Source organism: Microbispora sp. CSR-4 (assembly GCF_008033685.1).
Classification (GTDB): domain Bacteria; phylum Actinomycetota; class Actinomycetes; order Streptosporangiales; family Streptosporangiaceae; genus Microbispora.
In genome coordinates, this window is record NZ_VJVX01000030.1 from 1 (window position 1) to 20,066 (window position 20,066).

At 70.8% G+C, this 20,066-nt stretch carries 18 protein-coding genes and 1 riboswitch; of the genes, 5 read left to right on the forward strand and 13 right to left on the reverse strand.

The genetic code is table 11. The features are described from left to right. The 4 genes from FLV34_RS43410 to FLV34_RS21935 all read right to left on the reverse strand — a co-directional run. Positions 1-251: Clp protease N-terminal domain-containing protein (locus FLV34_RS43410; protein WP_222709584.1), on the reverse strand; the 251-nt coding region annotated here is incomplete at its 3' end. Positions 252-641: 390 nt separating this feature from the next. Beyond that, complete coding sequence (locus FLV34_RS21925; protein WP_147943940.1) at positions 642-986, reverse strand: Lsr2 family protein; 345 nt, start codon at positions 984-986, stop codon at positions 642-644. A gap of 1,281 nt (positions 987-2,267) precedes the next feature. Next, on the reverse strand, positions 2,268-3,632 hold the full coding sequence (locus tag FLV34_RS21930; protein WP_142651407.1) for an RDD family protein: 1,365 nt from the start codon (positions 3,630-3,632) through the stop codon (positions 2,268-2,270). 147 nt (positions 3,633-3,779) lie between these two features. Continuing rightward, entirely contained in the window at positions 3,780-4,331 is a 552-nt protein-coding gene (locus FLV34_RS21935; protein WP_142651408.1) for an amino-acid N-acetyltransferase, read from the reverse strand. Positions 4,332-4,715: 384 nt separating this feature from the next. After that, positions 4,716-4,869: riboswitch (cyclic di-AMP (ydaO/yuaA leader) on the forward strand. 150 nt (positions 4,870-5,019) lie between these two features. Between FLV34_RS21935 and FLV34_RS21940 the strand changes: the two genes are divergently transcribed. After that, on the forward strand, positions 5,020-5,979 hold the full coding sequence (locus FLV34_RS21940) for an NlpC/P60 family protein (protein WP_240972072.1): 960 nt from the start codon (positions 5,020-5,022) through the stop codon (positions 5,977-5,979). Positions 5,980-6,267: 288 nt separating this feature from the next. On the opposite strand, the gene FLV34_RS21950 is transcribed toward FLV34_RS21940, so the two are convergent. Further along, the gene (locus FLV34_RS21950; RefSeq protein WP_142622380.1) at positions 6,268-6,516 is read right to left on the reverse strand and encodes a LuxR C-terminal-related transcriptional regulator; all 249 of its coding nucleotides are present in this window, start codon (positions 6,514-6,516) and stop codon (positions 6,268-6,270) included. 71 nt (positions 6,517-6,587) lie between these two features. Continuing rightward, a complete protein-coding gene (locus tag FLV34_RS21955; RefSeq protein WP_142651410.1) occupies positions 6,588-6,998 on the reverse strand; it encodes a helix-turn-helix domain-containing protein in 411 nt (136 codons plus the stop codon). A gap of 100 nt (positions 6,999-7,098) precedes the next feature. On the opposite strand from FLV34_RS21955, the gene FLV34_RS21960 reads away from it, so the two are divergent. After that, entirely contained in the window at positions 7,099-8,022 is a 924-nt protein-coding gene (locus FLV34_RS21960; protein ID WP_142651411.1) for an NADP-dependent oxidoreductase, read from the forward strand. A gap of 232 nt (positions 8,023-8,254) precedes the next feature. Here FLV34_RS21960 and lysS read toward each other — a convergent pair whose 3' ends face one another. The 4 genes from lysS to FLV34_RS21980 form a co-directional block, all read right to left on the reverse strand. Next, complete coding sequence (gene lysS, locus FLV34_RS21965; RefSeq protein ID WP_147943941.1) at positions 8,255-9,940, reverse strand: lysine--tRNA ligase; 1,686 nt, start codon at positions 9,938-9,940, stop codon at positions 8,255-8,257. Between the two features lie 59 nt (positions 9,941-9,999). Continuing rightward, positions 10,000-10,782 carry a type III pantothenate kinase gene (locus FLV34_RS21970; RefSeq protein WP_079319601.1) on the reverse strand — a complete coding sequence of 261 codons (783 nt, stop codon included), beginning with the start codon at positions 10,780-10,782 and terminating at the stop codon, positions 10,000-10,002. A 7-nt stretch (positions 10,783-10,789) separates the two neighbouring features. Further along, entirely contained in the window at positions 10,790-13,312 is a 2,523-nt protein-coding gene (locus FLV34_RS21975; protein WP_261985859.1) for an L-aspartate oxidase, read from the reverse strand. A gap of 180 nt (positions 13,313-13,492) precedes the next feature. Next, positions 13,493-14,224: a TetR/AcrR family transcriptional regulator gene (locus FLV34_RS21980; RefSeq protein ID WP_147943942.1), complete on the reverse strand. Its 732-nt coding sequence runs from the start codon at positions 14,222-14,224 to the stop codon at positions 13,493-13,495. Positions 14,225-14,286: 62 nt separating this feature from the next. On the opposite strand from FLV34_RS21980, the gene FLV34_RS21990 reads away from it, so the two are divergent. Then, positions 14,287-15,081, forward strand: coding sequence for a class I SAM-dependent methyltransferase (locus tag FLV34_RS21990; RefSeq protein WP_261985860.1), 795 nt, complete (start codon positions 14,287-14,289; stop codon positions 15,079-15,081). Between the two features lie 162 nt (positions 15,082-15,243). Here FLV34_RS21990 and panC read toward each other — a convergent pair whose 3' ends face one another. Both panC and FLV34_RS22000 read right to left on the reverse strand, forming a co-directional pair. Further along, the gene (gene panC / locus FLV34_RS21995; protein WP_142651414.1) at positions 15,244-16,098 is read right to left on the reverse strand and encodes a pantoate--beta-alanine ligase; all 855 of its coding nucleotides are present in this window, start codon (positions 16,096-16,098) and stop codon (positions 15,244-15,246) included. Continuing rightward, entirely contained in the window at positions 16,089-16,979 is an 891-nt protein-coding gene (locus tag FLV34_RS22000) for a Rossmann-like and DUF2520 domain-containing protein (protein ID WP_147943943.1), read from the reverse strand. Before FLV34_RS22000 ends, panC begins: the two co-directional genes overlap by 10 nt. Positions 16,980-17,119: 140 nt before the next feature. Here FLV34_RS22000 and FLV34_RS22005 point away from each other — a divergent pair, with 140 nt between their 5' ends. Further along, positions 17,120-18,133 carry an SAM-dependent methyltransferase gene (locus FLV34_RS22005; protein WP_312845786.1) on the forward strand — a complete coding sequence of 338 codons (1,014 nt, stop codon included), beginning with the start codon at positions 17,120-17,122 and terminating at the stop codon, positions 18,131-18,133. Here the strand turns inward: FLV34_RS22005 and FLV34_RS22010 are convergent. Then, positions 18,091-19,290 (reverse strand): cytochrome P450, encoded by a 1,200-nt coding sequence (locus tag FLV34_RS22010; RefSeq protein WP_221890015.1) that lies wholly within the window; start codon positions 19,288-19,290, stop codon positions 18,091-18,093. The two genes, FLV34_RS22005 and FLV34_RS22010, sit on opposite strands and share 43 nt — an antisense overlap. 76 nt (positions 19,291-19,366) lie before the next feature. On the opposite strand from FLV34_RS22010, the gene FLV34_RS22015 reads away from it, so the two are divergent. Next, complete coding sequence (locus FLV34_RS22015) at positions 19,367-20,044, forward strand: pentapeptide repeat-containing protein (protein WP_142651416.1); 678 nt, start codon at positions 19,367-19,369, stop codon at positions 20,042-20,044. The last annotated feature ends 22 nt before the right edge of the window (positions 20,045-20,066 follow it).

The window sequence follows — 20,066 nt, forward strand, 5'->3', positions numbered from 1 at the left end:
ATGTGCTCAGTGCCGATGTAGTTGTGGTTGAGCATCCGAGCCTCTTCCTGGGCCAGGACGACAACCCGCCGCGCACGGTCGGTGAACCTCTCGAACATCTCGTCGCTCCTCACAGAGCGGTCAGGCGAGCACGGGAGATCCGGCCCGTCGTTCCGCATGGTAGCCCCGACCCAGCGACCCGCTCCTTGGCAGAAGGGTTCCCCAAGCGCAGGGCGTTCATGCTCTATCCAACCCCCTGCCGGGGGTGACATGTTCCCGATACGCCGCAAGCGAACGAGGTTTTAAGGGAGCACAAACACAATCGCGCGGTTATGCGATCGTCAGATCCTCCGACGACTTGCCATAACCGCGCGATCAAGGTTCAAGTTAGGGACTGTCCCCGCAGATCTTGCCCTCGCCAGGATCGTCCAGGCGGATGCGTCGCAAGGTGGAGGAGGAGCCAATAGCGGAGCTATTGACACCGGCTCCGCGCCCTTGCGGAGATTCGAAGGCCGTGAAGAATCTCCGTGGGTAGGGCGGCGACGCAGCCAGGTGCCGTCTGGACGACCCCAGTAGACAGCCGTTCCGAGCGACGCGACCCAGAGGTCGTGCCCGGCAAATCAAGCCCTGCCGCCCGCGGGGCGGCATCTGCCGGACACTGTCTAGTGCGCTTCCTCGTACGCCTGGACGATCGAGGCGGCAATGCGACCGCGCTCGCTCACAGGGTGTCCGTGGGCCTTCGCCCAGGCACGGATCTCCGCGCTCTTCTCGCGCGTCATCGCTCGCTGGCCCCCGCCGCCCGCACCACGACGGCGCCCACGGGCCTGCCCGCTGTCGGCGCGCCTCGCGCTGCTGACGAAAGGCGACAGAGCCTCGCGAAGCCTCTTCGCGTTGCCGTCGCTCAGGTCAATCTCATATGACGTGCCGTCAATCGCGAAGGTGACCGTCTCATTGGCCTCGCCGCCATCGAGATCGTCGATGAGAATCACCTGCGTGTCCTTGGCCATCCGGCAATCCTTTCGCAGCCCATAGTTTGATTCGTCAGCCAAACATATACCCGGTTTCCCCTGGCTGACAATTCATGATTGCGGATTCTCAGGAACCTCTGAGTCCGGTGACTTCTCGCGTGGCTCCCGTGCCGTGCGGAGGCCCGCCGCGTCGGAACGTACCAACTTTACGATGCCGTAGACGACCGCGCCGGCGACGACCGCGGAAGGTATCAAGGCGGACAATACCTCTGTCATTCTGCCTCGCTCGTGCCGGGGGTGTCATTAGGTGCACCCGAGGAAATTCCGAGGACGTGGCAAGGCTGCCGGCCTCTTGCCCGGGCCGGGCGCCCTGATACGACCATAGCGCCGGGAGGGACCAGGCGCGCCTTCCGGGGTGCCCCTGGAGGGCCGAGGTAATCCTCGTCTCTCCAGCGGCCTTACCGGATGCACTCGAAATCGTACCCAGAATGCCGCCCCCGCCGGTCACCGATCCCGGGCCGTCCGGTCGTTTCAGCCGCTTGCGCGCTTCCCCGGCCACGGCCGGCGACGGGGTCACGCCTCCCACAACATGCCGTAGCCGCAGGTGAGGAACCTGACGATCCGTACGGACAGGCGTGGGGGAACACGCGTCAAGCGGCAAACACACCCCGCGGAAAAGGGCCGGACCGGGGACGTACGGCCGTTGAAGAGCTCGGCTGAAACGAGGAGCCGCGTCACGGCGGCCGGATCTTCACAAGGAGCCCGGCACCCTTCTCGTACGGCGTGCACGCCTTGCGTGATATACGCGCAAGCAGATCGTCACAGCCCGGAAGCCTCGTAAAAAGAGTGGACCACCGGTTCCGTCAAGATCGACAAGAGGGAGGTCCGAAGATCGAAAAAAGGAGCGGGGGGCACAATCACGCGGACGGCCCGGACGGTCGTGGCGCCGGAGTTTCCCACGGCCAAACGATCCCCGCATTCCGCGGACGCCGCCTCCGGGCGGCCGGAGCGGGCGGGCATCGGGGAGAGCCATAAGGGCCTGTGCGGCTCCATACGGCCCCATAAGCGCCCCTGACGGTTCCTTAAGCCGCCCGTGGGGGATATGACCCCGGAGACGGCGGGGGCGAGTCTTAAGGATTGGCGCCGGGGGCGGTCTCGCGGTCATTGGGCACCTCTCGGGACGGTAACCCAAGCATGACATGCCCCGTAGAGGCCGCAAGGATTTTCCGTCACAGCCACGCGGGCGTGGTGCGATCGGAGCCATAGCGACCCATAGAAAAACGGGGCCGATGGTCCGTTCCATCGACCCCGTCCGTCGTCTTACTTGACCTTGACCACTACGGTGTTGGCGACCTTGTCATGGAGCGCCTGATGCAGCGGCTTGTCCCACAACAGCCACAGCACGTTCAGAAGAGTGCCGAGGTTGGCGATGTAGGTGATAACGGGAATCCACTGCAGGAACTCGAAAGCGTAGAGCACGCCGGCCCGCTTGAGCGCCGCGTCCTGCGGAAGCCCACCCGCGTCGAGAGTGCCTCCGACCCGGACGACCTTGATGCCCATGAGTTTCTTGCCGAGCGTCTGGCCCTGTGCCCGCAGCATGAGGAATTCGTAGACGACCATGACGAGGCCGCCCAGGATCGCCGTGAGCAGCGACGCCAGGAAGTAACCGCTTCCGGGGTTGTAAACCCCGCTCCTAATGTCGACGCTCGCGTTGGTGACGACGATGGCCGCGACCACGACCGTGATGATCCCGAGCGGAATACCGACGATCACGCCATCGATGATGCGGGCGACGAGACGCTGCCACCACTCCGCGAGCGGAGCCGGGGCGCCGGGCGGGATCGGGCCGGCGGGCGCGTACGGCTGGCCGTAGCCGGGCTGACCATAGGCGGGCTGGCCGTACGGCTGCTGGCCATAACCGGGCTGCTGCCCATAGCCCGCCTGGGGGCTCGGCTGGGCGAACTGCTGCTGCCCGTACTGGTCCTGGCCGTACGGCTGCTGGGCCTGCGGCTGGCCGTAGCCCTGCTGGCCGTAACCGGGCTGCTGCTGAGCGCCGTAGCCCTGCTGCTGGCCGTACGGCTGCTGCGGGCCGGTCTGACCATAGCCCTGCTGGGGGTGACCCTGCTGCGGCCCGGTCTGGCCATAACCCTGCTGCTGCCCATAGCCCTGCTGCTGGCCGTACTGGTCCTGACCATATGGCTGCTGGGCCTGCGGCTGGCCGTAACCCTGCTGACCGTAACCGGGCTGCTGCTGAGCGCCGTAGCCCTGCTGCTGGCCGTACGGCTGCTGCGGGCCGGTCTGACCATAGCCCTGCTGGGGGTGACCCTGCTGCGGCCCGGTCTGACCATAACCCTGCTGCTGCCCATAGCCCTGCTGCTGGCCGTAGTCCTGGGGACCGGTCTGCTGGCCGTACTGCTGCTGGGCCTGCGGGGCCTGCTGACCATAGCCCTGCTGGCCGTACGGCTGCTGCTGGGCGCCGTAGCCCTGCTGCTGGCCGTAGCCGCCCTGAGCGGGGTCGTAGGCGGGCGGCTGCTGCGGACCCGTGTGCTGCCCGCGATAGCTGACCACCGTGACGTCGGGGTCGTATTCCTGGGGTTGTCTGTCCGTGTTGTACCCGGGGTTCGATGACGGCGGTGGCGTTCCGTCCGACTCGTCCTGGGGGTACGGCGGCTGTCCGGTGCTCACCGTGTCACCTCGTTTCGAAGACGCATGCGCCGCACGTCTGTAGCACACGCTGATATTGCCAAAAGTAGCGACAGGCGTATCAACAGTCACCTTTGCAACAGTCGACAACCACCGTCAAGATCGATGATCAATGCCCATCAATGGTGATCAATGACGGTCGAGGTGCAGCAACATCCGGGTGTTCCCCAGCGTGTTCGGCTTCACGTGCTCCAGGTCGAGAAACTCGGCGACACCCTCGTCGTACGACGCCAGGAGCTCCGCGTAGACCTCAGGGGAGACCGGGGTGCCCTGGATGGGCCGGAAACCGTGCCTGGCGAAGAAGTCCACCGCGAACGTGAGGCAGAAGACCCTCCGCACGCCGAGGTCCCTGGCGGTCTCGATGAGCGCGGCGACGATCCGGTGGCCGATGCCCCCGCCGCGCGCCGCGGGGTCCACCGCGACGGTCCTGATCTCGGCGAGGTCCTCCCACAGCACGTGCAGCGCGCCGCAGCCGACGACCTGCCCGGCCGTCTCGGCCACCCAGAACTCCTGGACGTCCTCATACAGCGTGACCGTGCTCTTCTTGAGCAGGCGGGGCCCGTTGCCGGAGTACGCGTCGACGAGACGCCGGATCGCCCGGACGTCCGGCGTCCTGGCCCGGCGCACCGTCACGGCCGTGGCACCCGACTCACTGGGCGTCTGCGCGGCGACCTGCTCCATGACCGGTCAGCCTAGCCGCAGCGCGGCCTGATCCCATGCGCGGAGCGTCCCCCGGATAACGGTCATCCCCAAACGCCAGACCCCACATGAGTTCTGACCGTGTGTAGCCGCCCGGACGCGGACGGACGCACGGTCACACCCCAAGGCCACTGTCCACTTTTGTCCCAGTTTTTTCACCAGCCCGAGCAGCACATCCAAACTCTCGGATCGCTCCAAACCCTTGTGAACACGGACGTTTCACAACCGATCCCGTGATCCGACCGTGATCCTTTGGTTGTCAAACCTAGACGGGTTTCGGAGTTCTGGTTGAGCAAGAACTCGCGGTGCACTATCGTCCAGCGACGATGCCGGTCATCGTGAGCGCTCGCGGCGACCGGGCGCCGAATCTTCGAAGCACCGAGTGCGAAGGGGAGCCGGGGACCCAACTGCAGGATCCAGGATCGGTTCGGTCTCAGATCGACAAGGGGTGAATCCGCCAGGTAGGGCTACTCCGGCCCGAACCCGTCAGCTAACCCGGTAGGCGCTCAGCAGCGCCCCGCCGTACGGCCCCGTCTCGACGACGGGCCCGCCGCGGGGCGCACATGGGAGAGGAGCTCGGTTGCGCATGCGTGGCAAGAGGCCGGCGGGCAGGCACGCCCGCGGCCGGCGATCCGGATCCGGCACGGCCGGTCCGGGTCCCCTCCGCCGTTTGGCGTTCGTCGGACTCGCGATCAGCGCGATCACGTTCGGCGCCCCGGTCGTCAGCGCCACCGCCGACCCGAAGCCGAGCCTCAAGCAGCTCACCAAGCAGGTCGAGGACCTCTACGACGAAATCGAGACGCTCACCGAGCAGTACAACGGCGAGCGGGTGCGTCTGAAGGCGGCCGAGCGGTCCGCCGACCTCGCCAAGAAGAACCTTGCCAAGAGCGAGGCCGAGCTGGAGGTCCGCCGGCAGAAGGCGAGCGCCCTCGCGCAGCACTCCTACATGACCAACGGGCTCGGCAACGCGCTCGCGCTCATCGACAGCGACATCGACCCCCGGCGCTACCTCGACCAGGCCTCCACGACGTACGCGCTGGAGCTGCAGCAGAGCCAGGAGGTCGCGGAGGTCACCAAGGCCATGGACGCCGCCGCGCGGGCCAGGCAGAGCGCCTCCGCCCGGCAGGCCGAGGTCAAGAAGCTCCTCAGCGGCCTCGACGCCCGGCGCGACAAGATCACCAGTCTGATCAAGAAGACCGAGAGCAGCCTCTACCGGCAGGTCTCCCAGACGATCGGCAGAGAGACGCGCACGAGGACGGACTTCCCCATCATCGGTGACGGCAAGGCCGCCCAGGCGGCGCGCTGGGCCCTCGCGCAGCAGCTCAAGCCGTACGTGTGGGGCGCCGATGGGCCCGGCTCCTTCGACTGCTCCGGCCTGGTCATGGCGGCCTACCAGTCCGTCGGGATCAGCCTGCCGCACTACACGGGCGACCAGTGGACGGCCGGCACGCACATCCCGCGTGACCAGCTCCGCCCCGGCGACCTGGTGTTCTTCTACTCCGACCTGCACCACGTGGGCATCTACATCGGCAACGGCTACATGATCCACGCGCCGCGCACAGGAGACGTCGTCCACATCGCGAAGATCGACGGCCGGCCGTTCGCGGGCGCGGTGCGCGTCGCCGACTGAGTCTCTGGCCACGGGGCCTCTGACCACGGGGCCTCTGACCACGGAGCCTCTGTCACAGGGGCCTCGGTCTACGGAGCCCTTCGTCTACGGAGCGCCTCGGTCTGCGAGGGCCTCTGTCTGCGGGCGCTCTTCCACGGAGCCTTCCCGGGGGCCTTTCCGGGGAGCCTTCCCGGGGAGCCTTTCCGGGGGCCTTTTCGGAGAGCCCCTCCTCCGTTGGAGGGGCGCCGGTCCCTTTCGCAGCGAACGCGGCCGGACAACGCAGTCGGATAACGCGCTTAGATGAAACACTCAGATGAGGCGGCGGCGTGCCGCCCAGGCGACCGCCTCGATCGCCGTCGCCACACCGATGCGGTCGCAGATGCACCGCAACCGGCGCCGCACGGTTCGGCCGCTGACGTCGAGACTGCGGCCCACCCGGTCTGCTGTCACTCCCTTGGCCAGCTCCGCGAGGAGAAGCAGATCCTCTTCGGTGAGACCGGCACGCTCAAGGTCCGAGGCAGGATTGTCACCTCGGTAGACGACCTCGGGAACACCCATCGTCCGCCCTCCCCCACGACGATGTCGTCGGCCCACCCTTCAGGGAAGGTAAACGCCTCGCCTGAAGGTCGTCAAGGTCGGTGGCCGGAGCGGCGGTCGTACGCCTGCCTGGCCGCTTCGACATCCTCCATGTGGATCTCGGCCCAGCGCTTGATCGCTTCGAGCAGCGGCATGAGGTCCTCGCCCAGCGGCGTGAGCCGATAGTCGACCCTCACCGGCACCGACGGAGTGACCGTGCGTGACACCAGGCCGTCGCGTTCCATCGTCCGCAACGTCTGCGTGAGCATCTTCTGGCTGACTCCGGCGATCGTCCTCGCCAACTCGCTGTAGCGGCGCGGGCCGCCGGCGAGCGCGGTGAGCGCCAGGCTCACCCACTTGTCGCTGAGCGTGTCGAGCAGCTTCCTGGACGGGCAGGTCGCGACGTAGGCGTTGTAGCGCTGACGCGCCTCCTCGCGCCGCTCGGCCGCCGTCTGAGTCGCCATGTCTTCCCTTCTCCTCCCTTACGCACTTCCAGGTGCCTTCTTACCGAAAGAGAGTAGATCTTCCTACGCTCCGTGCCATCGCGAAAGGAGAAAGACGCTCATGAGAGCACTGATGGCACGGGATGGAGCCGTACGGATCGTCGACGTGCGGGAGCCGGATCCGGGGCAGGGGCAGGTGCGGATCAGGGTCGAGGCGGCGGCCGTCAACCCTGTCGACCTGGCCACGGCCGCGGGCGTCCTCGCCGACAACGGGCTCATGCCGCACCAGGAGACGTACGCGCTCGGCTGGGACGTCGCGGGCGTGGTCGACCGGGCCGGGCCGGGGGTGACGGGTCTGCGGCCGGGCGAGCGGGTCATCGGGCTGTCGGACCGGCTGACCGACCCGCTCAAGGCCCAGGCGGACCTGGTGGTGCTGGACGAGACGGCGGTGGCTCCCGCGCCCGTGGGGGTGGCCGCGCCCGAGGCGTCCACGTTGCCGCTGAACGCGCTCACCGCCGTCCAGGCACTCGACCTCGCCGGGCTCGCCGAGGGCGAGACCCTGCTCGTCACGGGGGCGGCGGGCGGCGTCGGCGGCTATCTCGTGGAGCTGGCCGTGGCGCGGGGGCTCCGGGTCGCGGCGGTCGCCGCGCCCGGCGACGAGACGGTGGTGCGGGGCTTCGGCGCGGAGTGGTTCGTGCCGAGGGGCGCCGACCTGGCGGCCGCGGTCAGGGCCGCCGTTCCCGGCGGCGTGCACGGCCTGGTGGACGCGGCGCTCGTCGGCCTGCCCGCGCTCGACGCCGTGCGCAACGGGGGCGCGTTCGTCGCCGTCAACGCCGGGCTGGCCCCCGTGCCGCTGCGCGGCATCCGGGTCTCCACGGTGTTCATCCGCGCCGACGCGGCCCAGCTGCGGGACGTCGCGAAGCTGGCCGAGGCGGGACGGCTGAGCCTGCGGGTCGCCGGCACCTACCCGCTGGAGCGGGCGGCCGAGGCGTACGAACGCCTGCGGAAGGGCGGCCTGCGCGGCCGGCTGGTCCTGCTGCCCTGAGTCTCCCGATCCCCTGCGTTTTCCGGCGCCCTGGGTTCCCGGCGCGCTGCGTTTCCCGATGCTCTGGGTTCCCCGGCGCGCTGCGTTTCCCGATGCTCTGGGTTCCCCGGCGCGCTGCGTTTCCCGATGCTCTGGGTTCCCCGGCGCGCTGGTTTCCCCTTCCGGCATGCCCGGCCGGGCATGCCGCGGGCCGGACGGCGACGCCGTCCGGCCCTTTTGTCGAAGGCGGCGATCAGGCGCGGCCGAGGAGCTCGCGCACCCGGTCGCGGCCGACGGCCAGCAGCAGCGTGGGCAGCCGCGGGCCGGTGTCGCGGCCGACGAGCAGCCGGTAGAGCAGGGCGAAGAAGGCCCGCTGGGCCGCCTTCAGCTCGGGCGTGGCCACCTTGGCGTCCATGTCGAGCCCGGCCTGCACCTTCGGCACGCCGTAGACGAGCGTGGTCAGCCCGTCGAGCGACCAGTGCGCGTCGAGTCCCTCCACCAGCAGGCGCAGCGACTCGCGGTCCTGCTCGCCGAGCGTGTCGAGCAGCTCCTTGTCGGGCGTCTCGCGCACCTGTGTGCGCTCCTCGGCGGGCACGTAGGTGTTCACCCAGTGCTGGGCGCGATCGAGCCGCGGCCGCAGCTCGTCGAGCCCGCCGATCTCCGGGTCGAACGCGCGCAGGATACGCAGCGTCTGCTCCTCGTCTCCGGTCGTGATGTCCACGACCGAGGCGAGCGTCCGGTAAGGCAGCCGCCGCGGCGTCTCGGGCAGGACCCGGGAGGCCGTGCTCGACGCCCGGCGGTAGGCCGCCTGGTCGGCCGGCAGCGCCGTGCCCTCCTGCACCTTCTTCGTCAGCGTGTCCCACTCGTCGTACATGCGCTGGATCTCCTGATCGAAGGAGACCTTGAACGACTGGTTGGGACGGCGGCGGGCGTACAGCCAGCGCAGCAACGCGGGCTCCATGATCGACAGGGCGTCGGCCGGGGTCGGCACGCCGCCCTTGGAGCTGCTCATCTTGGCCATGCCGCTGATGCCGACGAAGGCGTACATCGGGCCGATCGGCTGCGGCGCGTCGAACACCTCGCGGACGATCTGGCCGCCGACCACGAACGACGAGCCCGGCGAGCTGTGGTCCACGCCCGACGGCTCGAAGATCACGCCCTCGTACGCCCAGCGCATCGGCCAGTCGACCTTCCACACCAGCTTGCCGCGGGTGTGCTCGGACAGCAGGACCGTCTCGCTGTGGCCGCACACGCAGGTGTACGACATCGCCGTGGTCTCGTCGTCGTACGACGTGACCGTGGTCAGGTCGCGGTCGCAGACCGAGCAGTAGGGCTTGTAGGGGTAGTAGCCCCCGGCCCCGGAGCCGTCGTCCTCGCTCGCTGCCCCCGAGCCTTCGAGCGCGGCGGCCTCGTCGGCGTCCGTGACCTGCTTGGCCTTGGCCTTCTTGGTGCGGTACTGGTCGAGGATCGCGTCGATCCGCCGCCGCTCGCGCATGGCGAGCAGCACCTGCTCCCGGTATGCCCCGGAGGTGTACATCTGCGTCTGGCTGATGCCGTGGAACTCCACGCCCAGCTCGGCCAGCGCGGCGATCATCGGGGCCTTGAAGTGCTCGGCCCAGTTCGGGTATTCGCTGCCGGGCGGGGCCGGGACGGTGGTCAGCGGCTTGCCGATGTGCTCGTTCCAGGCGGGGTCGATGCCCACCGGAACCTTGCGGAAGCGGTCGAAGTCGTCCCACGAGATGATGTGCACGCACTCGTAGCCGCGCCGCCTGATCTCGTCGGCCACCAGGTGCGGGGTCATGACCTCGCGCAGGTTGCCCAGGTGGATCGGGCCGGACGGGCTGAGGCCGGACGCGCAGACGACGGGTTTGCCCGGTGCGCGCCGTTCAGCCTCGGCGATGACCTCATCGGCGAAACGCGCCACCCAGTCGGCGTCCATCACGTCAGTCCTCTCTGAACGGGATCCTGCCTTCTATGGTCCCGTACGCGAGGGAGTCGTCAGGACGCGTTACGGGCGTAGACCAGCCGCAGGCCGATCAGCGTGAGCCAGGGCTCGTGCACGTCGATCGTACGGGCCTCGCCGATGACGAGCGGGGCACCGGTGCCCGTGGCGACCACGGTCACGTCGTCGGGGTCGGAGGCCAGCTCGGCCGTCATCCGGTCCACGATGCCGTCGACCAGGCCCGCGAAGCCGTAGATGATGCCCGACTGGAGGGCCTCCACGGTGTTCTTGGCGATCACCGACCGTGGGCGCACCAGCTCCACCTTGTGGAGCTGGGCCCCGGCCGTGGCCAGCGCGTCCACCGAGATCTCCAGGCCGGGCGCGGTCACCGCCCCGACGTACTCGCCCCGGGCCGAGACGGCGTCGAACGAGGTGGCCGTGCCGAAGTCCACGATCACACACGGCCCGCCGTACAGGGTGGTGGCGGCGAGCGCGTTCACGATGCGGTCGCTGCCGACCTCCTTGGGGTTGTCCATCCGGACCGGGACGCCGGTGCGGACGCCCGGCTCGACGACCACCGCCGTGACGTCGCCGTAGTAGCGCCGCGACATCTCCCGCATCTCGTTGAGCACCGACGGCACCGTGGAGCAGATCGCGATGCCGCTGATGTCGGCGTCCTTGAGAAGCGGCGACTGCCCGAGGAGACCCTGGAGCACCACCGCGATCTCGTCCGCCGTACGGCGGGGGTCGGTGGCGATGCGCCAGTGTTCGATCACCTCTTCACCCTCGAACAGGCCAAGCACCGTATGGGTGTTGCTGACGTCGATGGTGAGCAGCATTCCCTGATTATGCATCACGAAGATCTAGACCAAGGTCGAGTGCCGGGGCCGAGTGTGTGAGCGCGCCCACGGCCAGGTAGTCGACCCCGGTCTCGGCGACCGCGCGGGCCACGTCGAGGGTCAGCCCGCCGCTCGACTCCAGCCGCGCCCGGCCGGCCACGAGCCGTACGGCCTCGGCGAGCTGGTCCACGGTGAAGTTGTCGAGCAGGATCTCGTCGGCCCCTTCGTCCAGAACCGGCTCGATCTGGTCGATGCGGTCCACCTCGACCTCGATCAGCACGCCGGGGAAGGCCTGCCGTACGGCGCGGAACGCCTCGGCGACGCCTCCGGCGGCGACGACGTGGTTGTCCTTGATCAGCGCGGCGTCGTGCAGGCCCATCCGGTGGTTGACCCCGCCCCCGGCCCGTACGGCGTACTTCTGCAGGGCGCGCAGCCCCGCCAGGGTCTTGCGGGTGTCGCGGATGCGGGCGCCGGTGCCCTCGACGGCGTCCACCCAGCGGCGGGTCTCGGTGGCGATCCCGGACAGGTGGGTGAGGAAGTTGAGCGCGGTGCGCTCCATCGTGAGCAGGTCCCTGGTCGTGCCCCGCACGGTCATCACCACGTCACCGGGGCGCACGCGGTCGCCGTCGGAGGCGTGCCGCTCGACCTCGACCGGCCCGGCGGCCTGCCGGAAGACGGTCTCGGCCACGGCCAGCCCGGCGACCACGCCCTCCTTGCGGGCCACGACGTCGGCGACGGACCGCTGGCCGGCCGGGATGGTGGCGACCGAGGTCACGTCCTGTCCCCCGGCCAGGTCCTCCTCCAGCGCGGTCCGGACGAGGCCGAGCACCGCGTCCGGGTCGAGTCCGGCCTTCTCCAGCTCGGTCCGCAGTTCCTCGTGAGGCGTGTACGTCAAGGTCAGTCCCTCCGCCGTCAGGGCGATGTCGATGTGCGCCCGCCAGTGGGCGTCGTCGCGGTCGGGGTGGTCCTCCCGCCAGTGCGAACCGCGGGTCTCCTCTCGTACGGCCGCTGCGGCGACCAGCGCGGACGCCACCGTGAGGAGGTTGGTCGCCTCCCACGACTCGGTGCAGGGCTCGACCGCGACCGGCGTCCAGCGGGCGTCGGAGAGCGCGCGGGCGACCTCCGCCAGGCTGCGGTCGCTGCGCAGCACCCCGGCGCCCCGGCTCATGTGGCTCTGCACCCTCGTCCGCGTACGGGGGTCGACCAGGCCCTCGGGACGGTCGTCCGGCGCGGGCTCGCCCGGGGCGGGCCGTTCCGCGACCAGGTCGGCGGCGATGCGCTCGCCGTAGACAAGCCCTTCCAGGAGGGAGTTGGAGGCCAGCCGGTTGGCACCGTGCACGCCCGTGCAGGCGACCTCTCCGCAGGCGTACAGGCCGGGCACGCTGGTCCTGCCGTACAGGTCGGTGCGCACGCCGCCGCTCGCGTAGTGGGCGGCGGGGGCGACGGGGATGGGCTCGGTGACGGGGTCGATGCCGTGCTCGCGGCAGACGGCGAAGATCGTGGGGAACCTGGAGCGCCACTTCTCCTCGCCGAAGTGGGTGGCGTCGAGGTAGACGTGGTCGGCGCCGGTCCGCGCCATCTGGCGCATGATCGCCTTGGCGACCACGTCGCGGGGGGCGAGGTCGGCCAGCTCGTGCACGCCCCGCATGAAGCGCTCGCCGTTCGCGTCGATGAGCACGGCGCCCTCGCCGCGCACGGCCTCGGAGACCAGCGGCTGCTGGCCGGTCGAGCCCTCGCCCAGCCACAGGACCGTGGGGTGGAACTGCACGAACTCGATGTCCCTGACCACCGCGCCGGCCCGCAGCGCGAGCGCCACGCCGTCCCCGGTGGACACGACGGGGTTGGTGGTGGCCGCGTAGACCTGGCCCATGCCGCCGCTGGCCAGCACCACGGCCCCGGCCCGTACGGCGCCGACGCCGTCGCGAGCGCCCTCGCCCATGACGTGGAGCGTGACCCCGCAGGCGCGGCCCTCGGCGTCGAGGAGGAGGTCGAGGGCGAGGGCGTGCTCGATGACCTCGATGCGGGGCTCGGCCAGCACCGCCTCGGCCAGGGCCCGCTGCACCTCCGCGCCGGTCGCGTCGCCGCCCGCGTGGACGATGCGGTTGCGGTGGTGGCCGCCCTCGCGGGTGAGCTGGAGCTCGCCGTCGACGTCGCGGTCGAACTCCGCGCCGTGGCTCATCAGCCGCTTCAGCGCGTCGGGGCCCTCGGTGACCAGGACGCGCACGGCCTCCTCGTCGCACAGGCCGACCCCGGCGACGAGCGTGTCCCTCAGGTGCTCGTCGGGGGTGTCCTCGGGGTCGAGGACGGCGGCGATGCCGCCCTGCGCCCACCGGGTCGATCCGGCCGACAGCACATCCTTGGTGACCACGAGCACCCGCGCCCGTGGGTCGAGTTCGACGTGGCGCAGCGCCACGGTGAGGCCGGCGATCCCCGACCCGATCACGACCGCGTCGGCTTCGACGGTCCAGCCGGGTGCGGGGGCGGTGAGTCTGCGTGCGAGCGCGACCATGAGGGGGTCCCCTTTCGTCATAATGACGATAACGCCCCCGGGTCGATGGTGCCGCCCCGGCCCCTCCTACAAGAGACGTGCCGCAGGACCGGCGCCTGTGCCGGGCGCGACGCCTGTGCCGGGGGTGGCGCCCGTGCCGGGGGTGGCGCCCGTGCCGGGGGGTGGCGCGGTGCAGCGTTGGCGTCCGTCGCGGGGCTGGTGTCAGGAACGAGGGCGGTGTCCGTCGCGGGGCTGATGTTCGTCGCGGGGCCGGTATTCCGTCGCGGGTGCGGTGTCCGTCGCGGGTGCGGCGTTCGTCACAGGGTCGGCGCAGAGCTGGGCGGTCAGAGTTGCGCAGGCCCATTCCTCCCATTGGTCCTGCGACCAGCCGCGGTCCCGCACGAAGAGCAGGTACAGGTCCGGGCTTAGCAGGCAGAACAGCAGGTCCGCCGCCGTCTCGGCGGAAACGCCGGGACGCACGCCGGGTTTGCCGGAAAGCGCCTCGGCCGCGGCCCGCTGCACGATGTAGCGCGGGTCGGAGCCGTCCGGCCACTGCGCGGCGATCTGCGGGTCGGCGGCGCGGGCGGACTCGATCATCGGCATGAGCGGGGCGACCCGGCCGAGGATCTCGCTCGTGCCGCGTACGTGCGCGCGCACCTGGCCGGCCGCGGTGGGCTCGGCGCACGCGGCGCGGAACCACTCACGATCCATGACGGCCACCGGCTCGGTGTCGCCGGCGATGGACGTGTCGACGACCTCCTTGAACAGCGCACGCTTGTTGCCGAAGACGAAGTAGACCGTCTGGACGGCCACGCCCGCCCGGTCGGCGACCTCCTGCAGGCTCGTCGCCCCGTAACCCTGCGCGACGAACAGCTCCCGCGCCGCCTGGATGACCTTCTCGCGGGTGCGGCGTGAACGCTCGGCCCGCTTGTCCGGCCGCTTGACGGTTTCCATGGCGCGAGTATATCTCTAGAGTTAATCACTAGAGTTCACCTCTAAAAACATGGAGCCGGGGCATGGAGAAGCCGAACATCACCGACGCAGGCACCGGACGAGACCTGGAGGAGGCCGTACGCCGAAGGCTGGAGAGCTACTACCGGGACGGCAAGCCGCCCTGGGACACCGGCGTGACGCCGCCCGAGCTGGTCACCCTGATCGAGGGGCACAGCGATGGGCACGGCGATGGGCACAGCGATGGGCACGGCGCGAGGGACGGCGAGGGGAACGGGGCGGGGAGCGGCCGGGCGCACCTGTCCGGCAACGTCGGCGCGGGGAACGGCGGTGCGCACGGGGCCGGCGACAGTGAGACAAGGAACGGCCGGGCGGGGAACGGCGCGCTGCCGCCCGGCCGCGCCCTGGAGCTCGGCTGCGGCACCGGAACCAACGCCATCTACCTGGCCCGGCACGGCTGGGAGGTCGTGGCCGTCGACCTGATCGACCGCGCGATCGAGGAGGCCGGGAAGCGGGCCGACGCGGCGGGAGTGGCCGTACGGCTGCTGCAGGGAGACGTCACCCGGCTCGACGAGCTGGACGCGCCCGGCCCCTTCGACCTGTTCTTCGACCTGAGCTGCTTCTGCGGCATCCCGCCGCACCGCCGCGACGCCTACGCCGCCGGGCTCACCCGCCGCGCCGCCCCCGGCGCACGGCTGCTGATGTTCGGGTATGGCCCGGACACGCTCGACGACGCGCTCTCCGGCGTCACGGCCGACGAGCTGCGTGCCAGGTTCAAGGGCTGGGAGCTGGTCGACGTCACGCCCGGGACGAACCCGTTCCCCACCTTCTGGTTCACGCTGCAGGCGCGGAACGTCTGAGTCTCACGCAGCGGGGAAGGCCGAGACCACGCCGCCGGCCCGGGGACGGCCGAGGGCACCGGCCGGAGACGCCGCCCGGAGCGCGCCACGGGCCGGGTGCGGCCGAGCCCGCGCAGCAGAGGGGGGCGCCGCGGCCTCGCATGATACCCCTACCCGGTAGCCCTACAGGGTCAGCACCATGTTGTCGATGAGACGGGTGGTGCCGACCTTGGCCGCCACCGCCAGGATCGCCTCGCCGCGATGGTCCTCGGCCACCGGGGCGAACGTCGCGGGGTCGGCCAGGATCAGATAGTCGAGCAGCAGCGGCGGGTCGAAGCGGGCCGCCTCCTCCAGCACGGCCCGGGCGGCGTCGAGGATCCCGGCCGGCCCGGCGGTCCCGGCCCGCGCCGCCCCGGCCCGCAGCGCCCGCGACAGCGCGAGCGCGGTGCGGCGGTCGGCCTCGGACAGATACCTGTTGCGGCTCGACAGGGCGAGGCCGTCCGGCTCCCGCACGGTCGGGGCGCCGACGATCGACACCGGCACGTCGAGGTCGGCCACCATCCGCCGGATCAGCGCGAGCTGCTGGGCGTCCTTCTGCCCGAAGACCGCGACGTCCGGCCGCACCAGGTTGAACAGCTTGAGCACCACGGTCAGGACGCCGTCGAAGTGGCCGGGCCGGAACGCTCCCTCGACCACGCCGCCCATGCCGCCGGCCGAGACCTGCACCTGGCGGTCCGGCAGGTACATGTCCTCGGCCGAGGGCGCGAAGACCACGGCCACGCCCTCCTCCTCGCACACCTGGAGGTCGGCGTCGAACGTACGGGGATAGCGGGAGAAGTCCTCGTTGGGACCGAACTGCAGGGGATTGACGAACACGCTCACGACCACGTGGTCGGCGTGCTCGCGCGCCAGCCGAAGCAGCGACCGGTGGCCCTCGTGGAGCGCCCCCATCGTGGGGACCAGGGCGATCCTTCCGGGGCCGAGCTCGTCCCTCGCCTTGTCGAGGGCGGCGCGGTCGGCGGCGACGGTCAGGTCCATATGTTCCCTCCCAGGGCGTCCAGCAGGCGTTCGGCCGCCTCCGGTTTGAGCAGGCCCGCCGCGAGCGCCCGGTCGGCGGTGAGCCTCGCCAGGGCGACGTACGCGTCCGCGGCCTCGGGGGCGGCCAGGATGAGCGCGTCTACGTGCTTGCGCACGGTGCCCGCGTCGCCGCGGACCACGGGCCCGGTGAGCCCGCTGATGCCGAGACGCAGCACGTTGTCGAGTGCCGCGCTGAGCAGGGGGCCGAGCATCCGGCCCGGATGGTCCACGCCGATCTTCGCGAGCAGTTCCTGCGACTCGGCGACCAGCGTCACCATGTGGTTCGCGGCGCCGGCCAGGGCGGCGTGATAGAGCGGGCGGTCGCGGTCGGCGATCCACACGGGCTCGCCGCCCATCTCGATCACCAGCGCCTCGGCCACCGGCCGCAGCATGTCGGGCGCGGTGACGCCGAACGAGCAGCCGTTGAGCCGGGTCAGGTCGTCGCTCCTGCCGGTGAACGTCATCACGGGGTGGAGCGCGAGCGGCAGCGCCCCCTCCTGGGCAGCGGGGTCGAGCACGCCCAGGCCGTACGCGCCGCTGGCGTGCACGAGCAGCTTGCCGCGCAGGTCGGCGCCGGTTGCGGCGAGGCCGGAGACGAGGCCGGGCAGCACGTCGTCGGGCACGGTCAGCAGCACGAGCTCGGACCGCGCGATCACCTCGTCCGGCCTGCTGAGGTTCAGGCCGAGGCGGTCGGCGGCGCGCCGCGCCGACGCGTCGGATACGCCGCTGGCCGCCACCACGCGATGGCCCGCGAGCATGAGCGCGGCTCCGAGCACGGAGCCGACCCGTCCCGCGCCGAGCACTCCCACGGCGAGCCGCGCCGGGCGGTCACTTGTGTCCATGACGCCTCCCCTCGGTTCAGCGTAGCGGCGGCGCTCCCGCCGGCCCGGGCGTGGCCCAACGGTCGGATTTTGTCCCGTTTCTCACGGGCCTATGTTGAGCCATAAGTACGAAAGTGACTACTTTTCGTCACGGCCCCGGCGTGTCGGTAACGTACACCGGTGTGGAGGTCACCTGGCGGGAGGCCATGCGGCGGGCGCTCTACGGCGCAGAGGGCTTCTATATACGGGAGCGTCCCGATCGGCACTTCCGCACGTCGGTGCATGCCTCACCGGTCTTCGCGGAGGCCGTGCTGCGCCTGCTCCGGCGGGCCGACGCCGACCTCGGCCGCCCCGACCCGGTCGATCTCGTCGACATGGGCAGCGGCAACGGCCTGCTGGCCGCCCGCGTGCTCGCCGCCGCGCCGCCGGACCTTGCGGAGCGGCTGCGGGTCACCGCCGTGGACCTGTCCCCCCGGCCCGGCGATCTCGATCCCCGCGTCGCCTGGGAGCCGGAGGCGCCGTACGGGATCGCGGGCCTGGTGATCGCCAACGAGTGGCTCGACAACGTGCCGCTCGACGTCGCCGAGATGACGCCGGACGGCCCTCGCCTGGTGCTCGTGGACACCGCCACCGGCGACGAACGGCTCGGGCCCGCGCCCTGCCCCGAGGATCTGGCCTGGCTGGAACGCTGGTGGCCGCTGCGCTCACCGGGGGAACGCGCCGAGATCGGCCGTACGCGCGACGAGGCGTGGGCCTCGCTGATCACGCGGCTGGCGCGCGGCACGGCGGTCGCGATCGACTACGCCCACCTGTACGGCCACCGGCCCCCGCTCGGCACGATCACGGGATATCGCGACGGCGCGGTGGTGCCGGCCACGCCCGACGGGTCGTGCGACATCACGGCCCATGTCGCGCTGGACGCCTGCGCGGCGGCAGGCGAGCGGGCGGGGGCGCGGGAGACCACGCTCACCACGCAGCGGGAGGCGCTGCGCGACCTCGGGGTCACCGGCGCCCGGCCGCCGCTCGCGCAGGCGTCCGCCGATCCCGCCGGATATGTACGCGCGCTCGGCCGGGCCTCACAGGAGGCCGAGCTGATCGACCCGGCGGGGCTCGGCGGCTTCGGGTGGCTCGCTCAGACGGTCACCTTGAGCGACTCCAGGCCGCGCATGATGTAGCTGGGCTTCCAGGCGGGCTCCTCGGCGAGCTCCAGCTTGGGCGCGAGCCGCAGCAGGGCACCGAACGACTCGGCCATCTCGACCCGCGCGAGCGGCGCGCCGAGGCAGAAGTGGATGCCGGCGCCGAACGAGATGTGCGGGTTGTCGGTGCGGCCGATGTCGAGACGGTCGGGGTCGGCGAAGACCTCGGGGTCGCGGTTGGCCGAGCCGAACAGCAGCGCGATCTCCACTCCCCGGGGGATCGTCACCCCGCCGACCTCGATGTCCTCCAGCACCCACCGCTCGAACATCTGCGCCGGGGTGTCGTAGCGCAGCAGTTCCTCGACCGCCGTCGGCATCAGGCCGGGGTCGGCGCGCAGCCGCTCCAGCTCGCCCGGGTTGCGGAACAGCGCCCACCACCCGCTGCCGGTGGCGTTGACCGTGGCCTCGTGACCGGCGTTGAGCAGCAGCACGCAGGTGCCGATCAGCTCGTCCTCGGTCAGCCGGTCTCCGTCGTCCACCACCTGGGCCAGCGCCGAGATCATGTCGTCGCCCGGCCGCTCCCTGCGCGCCCTGGCCAGCCCGCGCAGGTAGTCGGCGAACTCCGTGGCCGCGCGTACGGCCGTGTGCTGGGCCTCCAGCGAGGGGTTCAGCTCGTACATGCCGCAGATGTCGGCCGACCAGGGACGCAGCAGGTGCCGGTCCGACTCGGGCACGCCCAGCATCTCGGCGATCACGGTGACCGGCAGCGGCTCGGCCACCTCGGCCAGCAGGTCGCCGCCGCCGCGTTCGACCAGTGCCTCGGTCAGCTCGGTCGCGATCTTCCGTACGCGGGGGCGCAGCGACTCGACCATGCGGGGCGTGAACGCCTTGGACACCAGGCGGCGCAGCCGCGTGTGGACCGGCGGCTCGACGTCGAGCATCCCGGCCCGGATCACCCGCCAGAACGGTTCCTGGAACTCCGGCTCGGGCTCGCGGCCGAACGCCTCATGCGTCGCCACGTGCAGGTAGGACCGGCCGAGGCGCCGGTCGCGCAGCAGCGCGTTCACATCCGCGTGGCGGGCGATCAGCCACTGCCCTGTCGGCTCGAAGAAGCTGACCGGCTCGTTGTCGCGCAGGTCGCGGTAGGCGTCATAGGGGTGCGCGATGAACTCGGCGTTCCAAGGATCAAACTTCACAATGGACAACAATACGGATGAAAGGCCTCGCTCGGGAGTGCGGGCGTACGGGTCCCTCATGGCGTACGTTGGGGCGATGCCCAAGCGCCGCGCACCGCATCGCAGGGAACCCCGCGAACTCGGCGACCTGCCGTACGCCGGTCACCTGGAGCCGTTCGACGGCCGGCTCGATCACGGCGGCGACTACGACACGGTCCTGTTCGACGGGCAGGAGTTCGAGGACGCCGACGCCGGAGGCGCCCGGTTCATCGAGTCGGCGTTCACCTCGGTGACGTTCATCGGCGGCCGATACCGGCGCGCCCGGTTCTCCGACGTGTGGCTGAACGGCGTGCGCTGGGTGGGCGGCGACCTCACCGAGTCGGTCTGGGCGGACGCGGAGATCGTCATGAGCGCCCCGGCCGGCACGGCGCTGCCCGGCGCCGAGCTGCACCAGGTGTTCTTCCACCGCTGCAAGCTCGACTCGGTCAACTTCCGCGCGGCCGACCTGCGGGAGGTCTCGTTCGTCGAGTGCACGCTGCGCGACGTGGACTTCGCGGGCGCCACGCTGACCGGCGTCGCCTTCCCCGGCTCCACGCTCGAACGGGTGCGGTTCGACAAGGCCCGCATGTCCCGGGTCGACCTGCGCGGGGCGGTGTCGCTGGGGATCTCCGACGGCTACGACGCGCTGCGCGGCGCGACCATCAGCGGCGTCCAGTTGATGCAGCTCGCGCCGATGTTCGCCCACGTCCTGGGGGTCACGGTCGGCGACGACTGACTCCGCCCGGGTCATCCGCACT